We start from the raw sequence: 13,890 nt of genomic DNA, 5'->3' as shown, positions 1-13,890 counted from the left end.
GCGATTCAGCGCCCTGTGAAAAATTTTTCAGCAGCAGATTTGAAGGCGATCACAGAATGAAACAAAGACTGAAAGTGAGTGAGATTGCGGCGCTGAGCGGCGTCTCGATCAGCACCGTTTCGCGGGTGCTGGCCGGCAAAGCGAATACCCGCCCCGCCACCCGCGACCGGGTGCTGGCCGTCGCCCGGCAGCAGGGGGTGCTGAGCAATCTGCACAGCGGCCGTCTGCTGCTGAATAATCTGACGGTGTTTGCCCCGCCGCGGGCGTTCGACCTGCGCAGTGACATCTTCTACTACAAGGTGATTCAGGGGATCAGCCAGGCGGTGGAGCCACATGAGGTGCGGCTGCGCTACTGCCCGCTGGAGGAGGTGGAGAGTGACGCGGCGCTGTTTATCGAGCGGATGCAGCAGACCGAGGCGGCGCTGCTGATCGGCATTGATGATGAGCATATCCATCAGCTGGCGGCGGAGATGAACAAACCCTGCGTGCTGATTAACGCCCGCGATCGCCGGATGCGGCTGCCCTCGGTTTCGCCGCATCATCAGCTGATCGGCGAATTCTCTGCGCGCTACCTGTTTGAACAGGGACACCGGCAGATCCTGTCGCTGCACTGCCTGCGCCGCTACACCATGGAGCTGCGGCTACAGGGGGTGCGCGACGCCTGGCATGCGATGAACCTGCGCTTTGACAGCCGCCAGCATCTGCTGACCCTGAACAGCTTCAGCAGCAATGAGGCGGCGGAACGGCTGAGTGACTATCTGCGCCACTGCCCCGACGCGCAGCGCCCGACCGCGATCCTCGCCAGCGGCGACTATATCGCCGATGGCGCGGTGAGTGCGCTGCAACAGGCGGGGTTGCGGGTGCCGCAGGATATTTCGGTGATGAGCATGGATGGCTTTAATCTGGCGGCGATCCACAATATTCCGCTGACCTCGGTGCAGGTGCCGCGTGATGAGCTGGGCGCGGCGGCGGTGCGGCTGTTGCAGGAGCTGCGGCTGCACCCCGACGCCCCACCCGGCACGCTGCTGCTGAATGGCCGGCTGGTGGTGCGCGAGTCGGTGCGCCGCATCCGCGATAACCTCAGCCATGCGCCGGTGCAGCAGCATGGCCTGTATGATTAACTCAGGGTTTTCAGCCGCAGCTCCGACGGCTGCGGGCGACCGAACAGAAAGCCCTGAAACAGGGTACAGCCCTCATCGCGCAGCTTGGCGAACTGCTCATCATTCTCCACCCCTTCGGCGGTAATCTGAATATCCAGGCTGCGGCTCATGCCGGTAATGGCGCGGATAATCGCCAGCGCCTCACGGCTGTCGCCCATGTCGTTGATAAACGACTTGTCGATTTTGATTTTGTCGAACGGAAAGGAGCGCAGATAGCTCAGCGACGAATAGCCGGTGCCGAAATCATCCAGCGCGATCTGCACTCCCAGCGCCTTGAGGTTTTGCAGGGTACGGATGTTGCCCAGCGAGTCGTCCAGCAGCACCGACTCGGTGATCTCCACCTCCAGCCGCGCCGGGTTCAGCCCCGACTCCTTCAGCGCCCCCTCGACCACCGACACCAGCGAGCTGTTTTTAAACTGAAGCGGTGAGAGGTTGACCGACACCGACTGCGCCCCCTCCCAGCTCGCCGCCTCGCGGCAGGCTTCATAGAGCGCAAACGCCCCCAGCATATGGATCAGCCCGGTCTCTTCGGCAATCGGAATAAAGTCGTTGGGCATGATCAGCCCGCGAATCGGATGGTGCCAGCGCATCAGCGCCTCATAGCCGGTAATGGTGTGGCTGTCGCCGTTGGTGATGGGCTGATAGTAGAGCCGCAGATGGCCGCCGCTGATCGCATCCCGCAGATCGTTTTCAATCAGGCGGCGGCTGCGCGCCACATCGTCCATCGCCAGGGTGAAATGTTCGTAGCGGTTGCGGCCATTGCGTTTGGCTTCATACAGCGCCATGTCGGCACAGCGCAGCAGCTGCTCCGGCGTGTTGCTGACCGGGGTGCTGAGTGCAATGCCGACGCTCAGCCCGACCGACAGATTGTGGCCTTCGATGTTAACCGGCGGGCGGATCGCCTCGATCAGGCGCTGCGCCACGATGCTGGCCTCTTCACCGTTTGCCACCAGCGGCAGCACGATGGCGAACTCATCGCCGCCGATCCGCGCCAGCGTATCCTGGTCGCGCAGCGTATTGCGCAGGCGCTTCGCCACGGCGCGCAGCAGCTCGTCACCAATCTGGTGGCCCAGGGCATCATTAACGTTTTTGAAGTTGTCGAGATCGAGACAGAGTGCCGCGGTCTGGCGCGGCGTGTGGCCGACGCTGCGCAGCGCTTCACTCAGACGCTGACGGAACAGGATGCGGTTCGGCAGGCTGGTGAGGTTGTCGTGGTGCGCCATGTGGTGAATGCGGGCGTCGGCGGCGCGCTGGTCGGTGACATCCTCCACCAGCAGCATCAGGTAGTTGCGGCGCGCGTCCTGGCCGTTAATCGCGGTGGCGCGGGTGTGCAGAATACGTTCGCCGCTGGCGGTCATCAGCAGTTGCTCACGCTGATGGATCCCCTCACTGCGCAGCGCCACATCCGCCAGATTGTTAAAATAGTCGCTCAGCTCCGGTGACATGCATTCGTGCGGCCGCTTATTGACGATCAGCGATTTCGACAGGCCAAACAGCTGCTGGGTGCGGTCATTGACCAGCAGGATCTCGCGGGTGATGGCATCCTCCACAATCACGCAGGAGGGAATGTTGGCGATGATGTTATCAAGGAATTTTGACAGCGCGGTTTTCTGGCTACTCTGGGCTTCAGCCAGATCCCGGGCGCGCAGCACCTGCTGCTCCTGCTCCCGCCGTTCGGTGCGGTCGCGGGTGATCTTGGCAAACCCGATCAGCTTGCCATCATCATCGTAGATGGCATCGATCACCACATGCGCCCAGAAAGCGCTGCCATCTTTGCGGTAGCGCCAGCCCTCATCTTCAAAGCGACCGGTCTTGAGCGCGATGCCGAGGTTGGCCTGCGGCGTCTGGTTGAGCCGCTCCTGGGCGCTGTAAAACAGCGAGAAGTGCTGACCCACCACCTCCTCCGCCCGGTAGCCTTTGGCGCGCTGCGCCCCGCTGTTCCAGTTCACCACCCGCCCTTCAATATCCAGCATATAAATGGCGTAGTCGGTGACGCCTTCAACCAGCAGACGGAAACGCTGCTCCTGTTCGCGCTGCTGATTGCGGATGCGCTGCTGCTCGGTACAGTCGCGGGTAATTTTGGCGTAGCCCAGCAGCCGGCCCTGATCGTCACGGATCGCGTCGATCACCACATGTGCCCAGAAAGCGGTGCCATCTTTGCGGTAGCGCCAGCCCTCATCTTCGAAGCGGCCGGTGCGCCAGGCGGTTTGCAGGTTCTGCTCAGGAATATGATCGCGCCGATCCTGCGCGCTGTAGAAGCGGGAGAAGTGCTGGCCGACAATCTCTTCCGCCACATAACCTTTGGCGCGCTGAGCTCCGGCGTTCCAGTTCACCACGATGCCGTCGTGGTCCAGCATATAGATGGCGTAATCCGTCACCCCCTCCACCAGCAGCCGGAAACGCGCCTCCTGCTCACGTTCTTTGCGTTGCTGCTCCTGCTGTTGGGTGCAGTCGCGGGTAATGGTGGCAAAGCCGAGTAACGCTCCGGCGTCGTCACGCATCGGGTAGATCACCACGTGCGCCCAGAAAGCGCTGCCATCTTTACGGCAGCGCCACCCCTCCGCTTCATAGCGCCCGACGCTGACCGCACTCGCCAGATCGCGCTGCGGCTGGCCGCGGCGACGATCCTCTTCGCTGTAAAACAGGGTGAAATGACGGCCAACAATTTCATCTGGCGTATAGCCTTTGATGCGCTGAGCCCCACTGTTCCAGCTGACCACGGTTCCGTCCGGTTTCAGCATTGAAATGGCGTGATCGATCACGCTTTGTACCAGCATGCGATAGGTGACATCAGAGTTATTATCCATCGTTATTTGCCTGCTGCTCTGTAACCCGGTTTTTCCTGGGAATATTCTTAATCGACGCGCGCAGACTACAGCCGAAAAGGGCGGCGATGACAAGCGCATTAAGAAAAACAACTATTGTTAGTAGGGCTTATATCGGCAGCGGCGAGTAAATGTTCAATGCCGCGGGTTGAGGAGAGCAAGAATAAGCGAGGCGTCAGGAGGGTGTTGCGGCGCAGCAAAGGTAACAGGCGCGGCACCTGTTACCCGGTTAAACAGGGGCGGCGGATACGCGCCCCCTGATCTCAGGGCTGGAGATGCATGGCGGCAATGGGCTGCCAGATGTCGGTCAGCGCCCCCTCTTTGCCGGTAAAGGGATCCTGGGTCGGCAGCGGCACCCTCTTCACCAGTTCCTGCGCCATTTGCAGCTTCTCTGGTTCATCACGCAGGGTCTGCGGCGACATGCCGTGCGGATAGGCCCCTACCACCAGAAAATCGTCGCTGGCGCTGACCTGACGATGGCCGACGCCCGCCGGGATCAGTACCGCGTCCCCGGCACGCAGCGTCACCATCCGGCCGCTATCGCCGCCAAACAGCACTTCCGCCCAGCCCTCGACCACTCCCAGCAGTTCGTGGGTATTGGGGTGGTAGTGGGTATAGGGGAAAATCGGATAGCGCCAGGCGGGCGGCCAGCCGTTCTCCTCAAAAGTTTTCTCAAACCAGGCGGCGAAATCTTCCTGATCGTCCGGTACCACGCGCGGCCAGATAATCAGCGGTAATGGGTTGTTGGGCACGCCACCGGACGGGCCGGCGAGCATCAGGTGTTGCGGATTGTCAGAGGCACCGGCTGAGAAGGTGCCAGCGGCAAATGACATCAGCAGTAACAGACTGGAAGATGGGACACGCATACAGGTTCTCCACTTTTTTCTAAGTGTGGCAAAGCCGCGGCATAATGCAATGTGCGCCAGCTGTCACATTTACTATAATGGTCTGATATTGCTGACTAAAGCCAAATGGGTTGTTAACAATAGGGCAGTAGCACAGCCACACGGCAGATAGTGGTGGTTATTACTGCCGGAAAGTGTTGCAAAATGTCAGGCGCCTCAGCGACGGTGGTGAGCGGGCAACTGTTATAGAAAAAAAACAGTAATCTGTTTCTGACGGGCTTGACTGTTATCTGTTCTAATCGTTACCAGATGACAGTGAGGTAAACAATGGACGCTATTAAACAAATCCTGATTGACGAGATCGCCACGCTTAACCGCGAAGAACGTCGCGACAATTTGCCGCGCTTCAGCCTCTCCTTTCTTAAGAACCATCCCGGCCTCTGGGCGGTGATGTATCTCTGCTATGGCCTGTGCGTCGCGCTGATTTTCACCACCGAGATGCTCGGCTGGCCCGCCTTCTGGTTTGCCACGGTGTTTGTGCTGGTGATGAGTCTGCTGATGCTGCTGGATATTAATCCCAAATATCGCTTCGAAGATATTGACGCGCTCGATCTGCGCGTCTGCTACAACGGCGAGTGGTATTACGTTCAGCCGGTACGCGAACAGGCCATCTCACGTATCCTGTCGCTGCCAGAGACGCCGGAACGGGTAAAAAGCGGTATCCAGCGTCTGCTGACGCAGAAAGGGGAAGTGGACTTTTATGATGTCTACTACCTGACCTGGGGCCACCAGGAAGCGGCGCGCGTTTAATCCGACTGCTCCGCCTCCGCCATCAGCTGCCCCAGCGTGGCGATTGCCGCCTCGGCCCGACTATCCCACGGCCAGGCGGTATTCAGCCGAAAGCAGTGACTGAACTGCTCCCCTGCCGAAAACAACTGCCCCGGTGCGATACTGATCCCCGCCGCCAGCGCCCGCTGATAGAGCCGGGTGGTATTGATGCTTTCCGGCAGCCTTACCCAGAGAAAATAGCCGCCGCGCGCTTCGCTGACCGTGGCCTGCGGCGGCAGCACCTTCAGCAGCGCCTGCCGCACCATCTGCTGCCGTTTCGCCAGAATCTGCCGCAGCCGCTTCAGGTGCGTGTCGTAGCGCCGGGTGGCGAGAAAGTCAGCCAGCGCCAGCTGCATCGGCGCGCTGGTGGAGAGCGTGCTCATCAGCTGTAAGCGCTGAATACGCTGCGCATGCTGCCCCGCGGCGACCCAGCCAACGCGAAATCCCGCCACCAGCGACTTCGAAAACGACCCACAGTGCAGCACGTGACCCTGACGATCCCAGGCTTTGGCCGGCAGCGGCGGCGCATCGCCGCTCCAGAGTTCGGCATAGACATCATCTTCAATCATCGGCACCTGATAGCGTGCAAGCAGCGCCACCAGCTGCTGCTTGCGTTCGGCGCTTAAGGTCACGCTCAGCGGGTTCTGCAAGGTGGTCATCAGCCAGCACGCCTTAACCGGCCAGCGCTGGAGCGCCTCCTCCAGCTGCGCCAGGTCGATGCCGTGCTGCGCATCAACCGGGATCGCCAGCGCCTTGAGCTTGAGTCGCTCTATCGCCTGCAACGCACCATAGAAGCTCGGCTGTTCTATCACCACGTAGTCGCCCGGCTCGGTCAGGGATTGCAGGCTGAGGTTCAGCGCCTCCAGCGCCCCGCTGGTGATCACAATCTCATCCGGTGACAGGGTAATACCCTGACGCGCATAGCGCTGCGCCAGCAGCTGACGCAGCGTGGCGTTGCCGGGCGGCAGGTTGTGCAGCGCATCGGTTGGGGTGAGCTGATGCGAGACGTTGGCCAGCGAACGCATCAGCTGGCGCTGTGGAAAGAGCGCGGGATCGGGAAAGGCGGAGCCAAACGGCACAATCGCCGGGTCGCGGGTCGCCTGCAACACATCAAACACAAAGTCGTTAATATCGACCCGTTCGCTGATCGCCACGCTGAGCGGCGCTGGCGCTAAGGCGCGCGGCGCGACGTAATAGCCAGACTGTGGACGGGAAACGATCCAGCCCTGGCTCTCCAGCAGCTCATAGGCGTGCAGCACCGTCATCAGGCTGACGCCCTGCTGCGCCACCTGCTGGCGCAGCGAGGGTAAACGGGTGCCGGGCAGCCAGATGCCGGCCTCTATCTGCTGCTGAATCTCATCCATCAATCGCTGGTATTTCGCCACGGGTCGTCTCTCCTTGTTTAGCCGCCAGACTTTACCATGTGCGGCGACCAATGACAGGCGGCACCGACAGCGATCTTACCCGCGCCGTGCTACCCCACCGCCACGCCGGGGCGTAACGGCTCGCTGGCGTCGCCCGGCGGCTGAGCAGGCAGCGGCGGCTTTTCTTCCGCGACAAAGTCAGCCAGCTCCGGCACCCGCTCGGCGGGCACCGGCCGTCCCAGCAGATAGCCCTGAAGGGTATTGCAGCCGAGCGTGGTCAGAAACGCCTGCTGCTCAGCGGTTTCAACCCCTTCCGCCACCACTTTCAGATCCAGCGACTGCGCCAGCGCCACAATCGCGGAGACGATGGTGGCGTCTTCGCTCTGATGCTGTAGCTCATTAACAAAGGCACGATCAATCTTCAGCTCGCTGGCTGGTAGCCGCTTAAGGTAGAGCAGGCTGGAGTAGCCGGTGCCAAAGTCATCAATCGACGCCTTCACCCCCAGCCGGGTCAGCTCAGTCAGGATGCGGACGCTCTCATCGGGATCGCGCATCGCGGTGGTTTCCGTCACCTCCAGCGTCAGCAGTTCTGGCGGGATCTGATGTTGTGCCAGCGCGGTCATCACCGTTTCCACCAGATTCGACTGCTCAAACTGCACCGCCGAGAGGTTAACCGCCACCGACCAGTGCGGATGGCCTTGCAGATGCCACTGACGCAGCTGACGGCAGGCTTCGTGGATCACCCAGTTGCCAATGCTGACAATCATGCCGGTCTTTTCCGCCATCGGCAGGAATTTATCGGGCGACAGCAGACCCCGCAGCGGATGCTGCCAGCGCAGCAGCGCCTCAAAGCCAAGGATCGGGCCGCGCGGCGCGCAATATTTAGGCTGATAGAAGAGCCGCAGCTCGTTGTTATCCAGCGCCTGCCAGAGATCGTTATTCAGCTGAAGCTGACTCTGCGCCTGAATATTCATCGAGCGCTGGAAAAAGGTGTAGCCGTTACGGCCATTATTTTTGGTGTGGTACATCGCGGCATCGGCGTTAAACATCAGTTCACGCTCATCCACGCCGTCACCAGGGTAGACGGCGATGCCGAGGCTCAGCGACACCACCAGCTCATAGCGCGAGATGATAAACGGCCGGTCCACCGCTTTGACCAGCTTGTCGGCGATGGCGGCGGCATCGTTGGGATCGTCAATCTCCACCAGCAGCACAAACTCATCGCCCCCCAGACGCGCCAGGGTGTAGTAGCCGGTCATCTGCTGGCTCATCCGTTCGGTGACGCCGATCAGCAGGCTGTCGCCGATGTGGTGGCCGAAGGCGTCATTGACCGCTTTAAAGCCATCCAGATCCAGAAACATCAGGGCGAACTGACTCTGCTCCCGGTTAGCTTTGTTGATCGCCTGTTCAAGCCGATCCTCCAGCAGAATACGGTTCGGCAGCCGCGTCAGGTTATCGTGCAGCGCCAGCTGGGCCAGCTCACGGTTGGCCTCCGCCAGCGAACTGGCCAGAATCGAGGTACGCGCCTGCATTCTGGCGTCCAGCATCGAGACCAGCAGGGTGATGCCCAGGATCGAGAGGGTCACTACCGTCACCAGAATCGCCAGCCAGTTACTGTTGACGCCCTGCCCGACCGGATGGCTGTGCAGCGGAAACTGGGCCGCCATCATGCCGGTGTAGTGCATCCCGGCGATGGCGCAGCCCATCACCGCCGAGGCACCGATGCGCAGCAGCGTCATCCGGCCGGTCTGACCGTCGCGCAGGTGAAAGGCCAGCCAGAGCGCCGCGCCCGAGGCGGCCAGGGCGATCACCACCGACAGCACCACCCAGCTCCACTGCCAGACGATGCCGGGTGAGAACATCAGCGCCGCCATCCCGGTATAGTGCATCGCCACCACGCCGCTGCCGAGGATCAGCGCGCCGCCGGTCAGCCGGGCCGGGGGCAGATCGCCGTTGCAGACCAGCCAGAGGGCAAAGATCGAGGCGCAGACCGCAATCGCCGCCGAGAAGGCGGTCAGGCCGGCGTTGTAGCTCATCACCATCTCCATGTTCATGGAGAGCATGCCGATAAAGTGCATCGCCCAGATGCCGATGCCCATCGCAAAACCGCCGCCAAACAGCCAGACCAGCGCCACCTTGCCGGTGGAATGCGCCACACGCCCCGCCATATCTAACGCGGTGAAGGAAGCCAGCATCGCGACAAGAATTGAAACGATGACGATAAAAGAGTCGTACGAAGTCGCTAACATAGTGCATTCCCGGAGGTAATGGTGCTGAGTGCTGGGCTGAGGTGGTTAAAATATCGCTCTCTGGTTTATCGGCAAGGTCGCTGGCTTACTTAGCGAACCCTGATACAGCGTAGCGATAACTCTGAGTGATGAATCCTATGGTGTTAAGCCGCTGAGCCGGGGTGACGCCGCCACATGGCGCAGCGGGTAGAAGCCGGACGCCTCGACCCGATCCGCAGGCGTGGGTTTTCCCAGCAGGTAGCCCTGCAACGCATCAAAGCCCAGGCCAGTGAGCAGACGCTGCTGCTCTTCCGTCTCCACCCCCTCGGCCACCATCCGCAGGTTGAGGCTTTGCGCCAGCGTCAGCATCGCGCTGACCACGGTGGCGTCTTCGCTGCCAGGCCGCAGGCAGTTGATAAAGCTGCGATCGATTTTGAGTTCGCTGGCGTCGAGATCTTTCAGATGCAGCAGGTTGGCATAACCGATGCCGAAATTATCGATGGCGACGCTGACGCCCGCCTGCTGCAACTCGCGGATACGCTGCTGGCTGAAGCCCGGATCGCGCATAGCGATCGCCTCGGTGATCTCCAGCATCAGCGCGCCGCCCGGCAGCTGATGGCGCGCCAGCACCTGCGTAAGGGTGGTCAGCAGATCGCGCTGATGAAACTGTAACGCGGAGAGGTTAACTGACACCGTCCACTCGGTGTGCCCCTGGTTGTGCCAGATTTTCAGCTGACGGCAGGCTTCCTCAATGACCCAGTTGCCCAGCGCCACGATCTGGCCGGTTTTTTCGGCGCGCGGCAGAAACAGCTCTGGTGTCAGCAGGCCGCGCACCGGATGCTGCCAGCGCAGCAGCGCCTCAAAGCCCATCAGCAGGGTGCCGCCGGAGCGGAATTTGGGCTGATAGAACAGCCGCATCTGCTGGCGCTCGATCGCCTCCCAGAGATCGTTTGCCAGCTCCAGCTGATGCTGGGTGGCGGCGCTCATCGCCGGTTCAAACAGCGACCAGCCGTTACGGCCACTGTTTTTGGTGTGGTACATCGCCGCATCGGCGTTAAACAGCAGCGCCTGGCGGTCGCGGCCATGCAGCGGGAAGATGGCGATACCCGCACTGAGCGAGACGTGCAGCGTATAGCGGTCGAGCTCAAACACCCCATCGATTATCCTGACCAGCTTTTGCGCCAGCTGGCTGGCGGCGCTGGCGTCGCACCCTTCAGCCAGCAGCACAAACTCATCGCCGCCCAGCCGCACCAGCAGCATGCTGTCGCTGAGCTGGCTGCGCAGCCGCTGCGCCACCGCCACCAGCAGCCGGTCGCCAACGTGGTGTCCCCAGGTGTCGTTGACCGCTTTGAAGCCATCAAGATCCATATACATCACCGCAAAGCGGCTGTCGGTGAGGGTCGCCTGTTTGATGGTCAGATCGAGCTGCTGCTCCAGCATCACCCGGTTGGGCAGGGTCGTCAGGTTGTCATGCAGCGCCAGCTGACGCAGCTCCTGATTTGCCCGGTTCAGCCGGGCCGCCAGCCGGACGGCGCGCAGCTGCGCGTCCAGCATCGAGCAGAGCAGTGTGATACCGAGGATCGTCAGCGTCACCAGCGTCACCCACACCGCCAGCCCCGGATTACTGACGCCCTGCGACCGCATGGCGCTGCTGGGGCTGAACTGCGCCGCCGCCATCCCGACATAGTGCATACCGGCGATAGCGATCCCCATCACCAGCGAGGCGAGCCCGCGCATCAGCAGCAGAGAGTGGTCGCCCTGCCGCAGATGAAAGGCCAGCCAGAGCGCCACCCCGGAGGCGACAAACGCAATCACCACCGAGAGCGCCACCAGCCCGATCCGCCACTGGGGCGGCGGATCGATCAGCAGCGCGTTCATGCCGAGATAGTGCATGATCACCACGCCTGCGCCGAGGATCAGGCTGCCGCGCAGCAGCCGGTTGTGAGTCAGCTGCGGGCCGCCCACCGTCTGGCCAAAGGCCAGTATCGACGCCAGAATCGCCACCAGCAGCGAGATCACGGTCAGCCCTGGGTCATAGCGCATCGTCATTGGCATCATCATCGCCAGCATCCCGATAAAGTGCATCGCCCAGATGCCGATCCCCATCGCCGTGCCCCCCGCCAGCAGCCAGAAGCGGGCGCTCCAGCCACGGGAAACCGCCACCCTGCCGGCGGTGTCCAGGGCGGTAAAAGAGGCAATAAACGCGACGATCAGCGAAACGCAGATCAGAACGCTATCCCAGGTGACAGGCAACATGTCCCACTCCTCACCACCCGCGGCGTGACGGGTGCTGTGTAAAGTCTGATAAGTGATCTCAAAAAGCATCCGGCGGATAAACGCGCTGCCGTCATGGGGTTTCTGTGGCCCCTGAAACCCGGAATAAACGCGCCCGCAGATGCAGGAAATTTATTTTTCTGCATTTTATTACGCACCGCTTAAGCGGTGCGAATCGTTATTATGTCTGATTGATGCAGGAACATATCATTGCAGCAAATGGGCCAATAGAGGATAAAAAAACAGAGAATTTTTTTTACCCCTTTCCGCTTTACGCCTTGCTGTTACTGGATTATCGGCCAGCGTGGCCATTTGATTAATGAAAAATAGACCGCAATCTCTCGCGCAACGCTTTAACTGATCTATAGTAAAAAAAACTGATATAAATCACTCAGCTTAAGCCTAAGATTTTTCTTACTACTGCGTGGCTGCCGCACTGTTATTTTTATTTTGCTTATTTTTGGGTTGAATCGTTAATAAACACCGGGTGAAAAAGCACTGACTCTGGATAATCGTTAAGGAAAGATTATGAATCGCAAGCTTTTTCTGTTGGCTGCTGCCGGGTTAACCGCAGCGCTTCCGCTCTTTACCCAGGCGGCCACCACCTCGGGAACCATCAATGCGACATTAACGCTGACCACCGGCTGTCTGGTGAACGGTCAGTCGGCCACCGCAGGGGTTAACTTCGGTACTCTGAACTTCGGCAGCAGTGCGGCGACCTTCGATACCCTCAACGCCACGCTGGTCGGCGCGGCGGGCAACGGTATTTTTGTCCGCTGCACCACCGGTCAGGACTACAACGTGGTCGTCACCAGCAGCAATACCGCACCGGCAACCATCTATGGCACCGCCTCGACCTCCCCGCGCTACCTGGTGCTGGGCTCGGACAACGCCCAGGGCATTGCCTATACCCTCTACAGCGATGCCTCTTTTACCACCGCAATCGCCAACAACACCCCTATCGCGCCCAGCGGCACCACCGACCCAACGCTGGGGACCAACTACGCCATTTATGGCCGGGTAGTGGGCGGCGGCTTTAATCCGCTGATCCCGGCCGGGACCTATACCGATACCATTAACGTTGCCGTGAACTATTAGTGGTTTTCACCGCTGAATGTGGGCTGCTCGCACGCGCACCGGCCTGATGTTTGCCCGTGCGCTCTCCCTGCTGATGGTCAGTGCCAGCGCCTGGAGTCTGCCCACCAGCACCTTCCAGGTTTCTGCCTCGATCGTCGCAGGTTGCGTGATCTCCGGCAGCAACACCGGCGTTTTCGGCACCCTTAATTTTGGCAGTCAGTCTGGCGTGGCGGCCACCAGCGTCAACGCCAGCTATCTGCAAAGCACCACATTTAACCTCGCCTGTACGCCAGGGACCACGCTGAGTATGAGCATCAATCAGGGCAACAACTTCACCACCACCCGCAACCTGAAGCTGCCCAACTTCAGCGACACCGTGCCCTACACGCTCTTCAGCAACGCCAGCCGTAGCACGGTGATCCCGGTGAATCAGGCGGTGCCGCTGAGCTATAGCAACGCCAGCAATATCACGCTGCCGATCTACGGCCAGCTCCAGCTGCCGGGCAGCGCCCGCGCGGGCGTTTATACCGATACGCTGACCGTCACCCTGAGCTGGTGAGGGGATAAACCACAAGGAGATGATGATGAAGTCACTGCACGCCCTGCTATTGCTGCTGGGTTCCACCCTGCTCTCCCCGGCTTTCGCCGCTAACTCGGTGATGATCTGGCCGATCGATCCCGCCATCAATCCGCCGGAGAAAGCCAGCGAACTCTGGCTGGAGAACCGGGGGGACAGCACCACCATGATGCAGATCCGCGTCTTCAGCTGGCAGCAGGTTAACGGCCAGGAGCAGTATCAGACCCAGCAGCAGGTGGTCGCCAGCCCGCCGATGGTGCGGATGGAGCCTGGCCAGCGCCAGCTGGTCAGGCTGATCAAACAGACGCCACCGCCAGCCGGTAAAGAGCGGGCCTACCGGGTGGTGCTGGATGAGATCCCGACCCCGCGCAGTCCCGGTGAAAACCAGGCCGGGCTGACTTTCCAGATGCGCTACTCCGTGCCGCTGTTTGTTTATGGCGCGGGCCTCAACAGCGACAGCGCCCGCCCGGCTTTGCGCTGGCAGCAGATCAGCGAGGGCGGCAGACGCTGGCTTGAGCTGAGCAACAGCGGCAGCGGTCACGCCCGGCTGAGCAACGTGGCGATTGGCGGACGCAAGCTGGGCGAGGGTCTGTATGGCTATGTGCTGGCGGAGAGCCATCATCGCTGGCCACTGAGCTCAGCGGTGAGCGGCGAGCTGACCGCGGAGGTCAACAAGAGCCCGTGGCGCAGCGCTGCGCAGCCGTAAGCGCTG

10 protein-coding genes are annotated in these 13,890 nt (G+C 61.0%); 5 read left to right on the top strand and 5 right to left on the bottom strand.

The genetic code is table 11. From position 1 onward, the window contains the following. The first annotated feature begins 56 nt into the window (after positions 1–56). Positions 57–1,121: a LacI family DNA-binding transcriptional regulator gene (locus ACCW71_RS14400; protein ID WP_436372425.1), complete on the top strand. Its 1,065-nt coding sequence runs from the start codon at positions 57–59 to the stop codon at positions 1,119–1,121. Here ACCW71_RS14400 and ACCW71_RS14395 read toward each other — a convergent pair. Beyond that, complete coding sequence (locus ACCW71_RS14395) at positions 1,118–3,967, bottom strand: sensor domain-containing protein (protein ID WP_436372423.1); 2,850 nt, start codon at positions 3,965–3,967, stop codon at positions 1,118–1,120. The genes ACCW71_RS14400 and ACCW71_RS14395 overlap by 4 nt on opposite strands. Before the next feature lie 281 nt (positions 3,968–4,248). Next, positions 4,249–4,851: a cupin domain-containing protein gene (locus ACCW71_RS14390; protein ID WP_436372420.1), complete on the bottom strand. Its 603-nt coding sequence runs from the start codon at positions 4,849–4,851 to the stop codon at positions 4,249–4,251. 306 nt (positions 4,852–5,157) lie between these two features. On the opposite strand from ACCW71_RS14390, the gene ACCW71_RS14385 reads away from it, so the two are divergent. Then, positions 5,158–5,640 (top strand): YlaC family protein, encoded by a 483-nt coding sequence (locus ACCW71_RS14385; RefSeq protein ID WP_436372418.1) that lies wholly within the window; start codon positions 5,158–5,160, stop codon positions 5,638–5,640. Here the strand turns inward: ACCW71_RS14385 and ACCW71_RS14380 are convergent. The 3 genes from ACCW71_RS14380 to ACCW71_RS14370 form a co-directional block, all read right to left on the bottom strand. Further along, the gene (locus tag ACCW71_RS14380; protein WP_436372416.1) at positions 5,637–7,043 is read right to left on the bottom strand and encodes a PLP-dependent aminotransferase family protein; all 1,407 of its coding nucleotides are present in this window, start codon (positions 7,041–7,043) and stop codon (positions 5,637–5,639) included. The genes ACCW71_RS14385 and ACCW71_RS14380 overlap by 4 nt on opposite strands. An 89-nt stretch (positions 7,044–7,132) precedes the next feature. Continuing rightward, positions 7,133–9,271, bottom strand: a complete 2,139-nt coding sequence (locus tag ACCW71_RS14375; RefSeq protein ID WP_436372415.1) for a bifunctional diguanylate cyclase/phosphodiesterase — start codon at positions 9,269–9,271, stop codon at positions 7,133–7,135. A gap of 135 nt (positions 9,272–9,406) precedes the next feature. Next, a complete protein-coding gene (locus ACCW71_RS14370; protein ID WP_436372413.1) occupies positions 9,407–11,506 on the bottom strand; it encodes a putative bifunctional diguanylate cyclase/phosphodiesterase in 2,100 nt (699 codons plus the stop codon). A gap of 546 nt (positions 11,507–12,052) precedes the next feature. Here ACCW71_RS14370 and ACCW71_RS14365 point away from each other — a divergent pair. Genes ACCW71_RS14365 through ACCW71_RS14355 form a run of 3 tightly spaced genes read left to right on the top strand, consistent with a single transcriptional unit; the run spans position 12,053 to position 13,884 of the window. Beyond that, a complete protein-coding gene (locus ACCW71_RS14365) occupies positions 12,053–12,622 on the top strand; it encodes a spore coat protein U domain-containing protein (RefSeq protein ID WP_436372411.1) in 570 nt (189 codons plus the stop codon). 46 nt (positions 12,623–12,668) lie between these two features. Further along, positions 12,669–13,160, top strand: coding sequence for a Csu type fimbrial protein (locus tag ACCW71_RS14360; RefSeq protein ID WP_436372520.1), 492 nt, complete (start codon positions 12,669–12,671; stop codon positions 13,158–13,160). Between the two features lie 25 nt (positions 13,161–13,185). Further along, positions 13,186–13,884, top strand: a complete 699-nt coding sequence (locus ACCW71_RS14355) for a fimbrial biogenesis chaperone (RefSeq protein ID WP_436372409.1) — start codon at positions 13,186–13,188, stop codon at positions 13,882–13,884. Positions 13,885–13,890 lie beyond the last annotated feature (6 nt).

Origin of the sequence: Pantoea sp. C2G6, assembly GCF_051336815.1 — a bacterium.
Taxonomy (GTDB): domain Bacteria; phylum Pseudomonadota; class Gammaproteobacteria; order Enterobacterales; family Enterobacteriaceae; genus Pantoea.
The sequence above is the reverse complement of the archived record's forward strand: the minus strand, read 5'-3'. Positions and strand labels throughout refer to the sequence as shown.

Bases quoted from the DNA above. Each gene is read 5' to 3' on its own strand.
- ACCW71_RS14385 (WP_436372418.1), top strand. From the start codon at position 5,158: ATGGACGCTATTAAACAAATCCTGATTGACGAGATCGCCACGCTTAAC.
- ACCW71_RS14375 (WP_436372415.1), bottom strand. From the start codon at position 9,271: ATGTTAGCGACTTCGTACGACTCTTTTATCGTCATCGTTTCAATTCTT.
- ACCW71_RS14395 (WP_436372423.1), bottom strand. From the start codon at position 3,967: ATGGATAATAACTCTGATGTCACCTATCGCATGCTGGTACAAAGCGTG.
- ACCW71_RS14365 (WP_436372411.1), top strand. From the start codon at position 12,053: ATGAATCGCAAGCTTTTTCTGTTGGCTGCTGCCGGGTTAACCGCAGCG.
- ACCW71_RS14400 (WP_436372425.1), top strand. From the start codon at position 57: ATGAAACAAAGACTGAAAGTGAGTGAGATTGCGGCGCTGAGCGGCGTC.
- ACCW71_RS14370 (WP_436372413.1), bottom strand. From the start codon at position 11,506: ATGTTGCCTGTCACCTGGGATAGCGTTCTGATCTGCGTTTCGCTGATC.
- ACCW71_RS14390 (WP_436372420.1), bottom strand. From the start codon at position 4,851: ATGCGTGTCCCATCTTCCAGTCTGTTACTGCTGATGTCATTTGCCGCT.
- ACCW71_RS14360 (WP_436372520.1), top strand. From the start codon at position 12,669: ATGTTTGCCCGTGCGCTCTCCCTGCTGATGGTCAGTGCCAGCGCCTGG.
- ACCW71_RS14355 (WP_436372409.1), top strand. From the start codon at position 13,186: ATGAAGTCACTGCACGCCCTGCTATTGCTGCTGGGTTCCACCCTGCTC.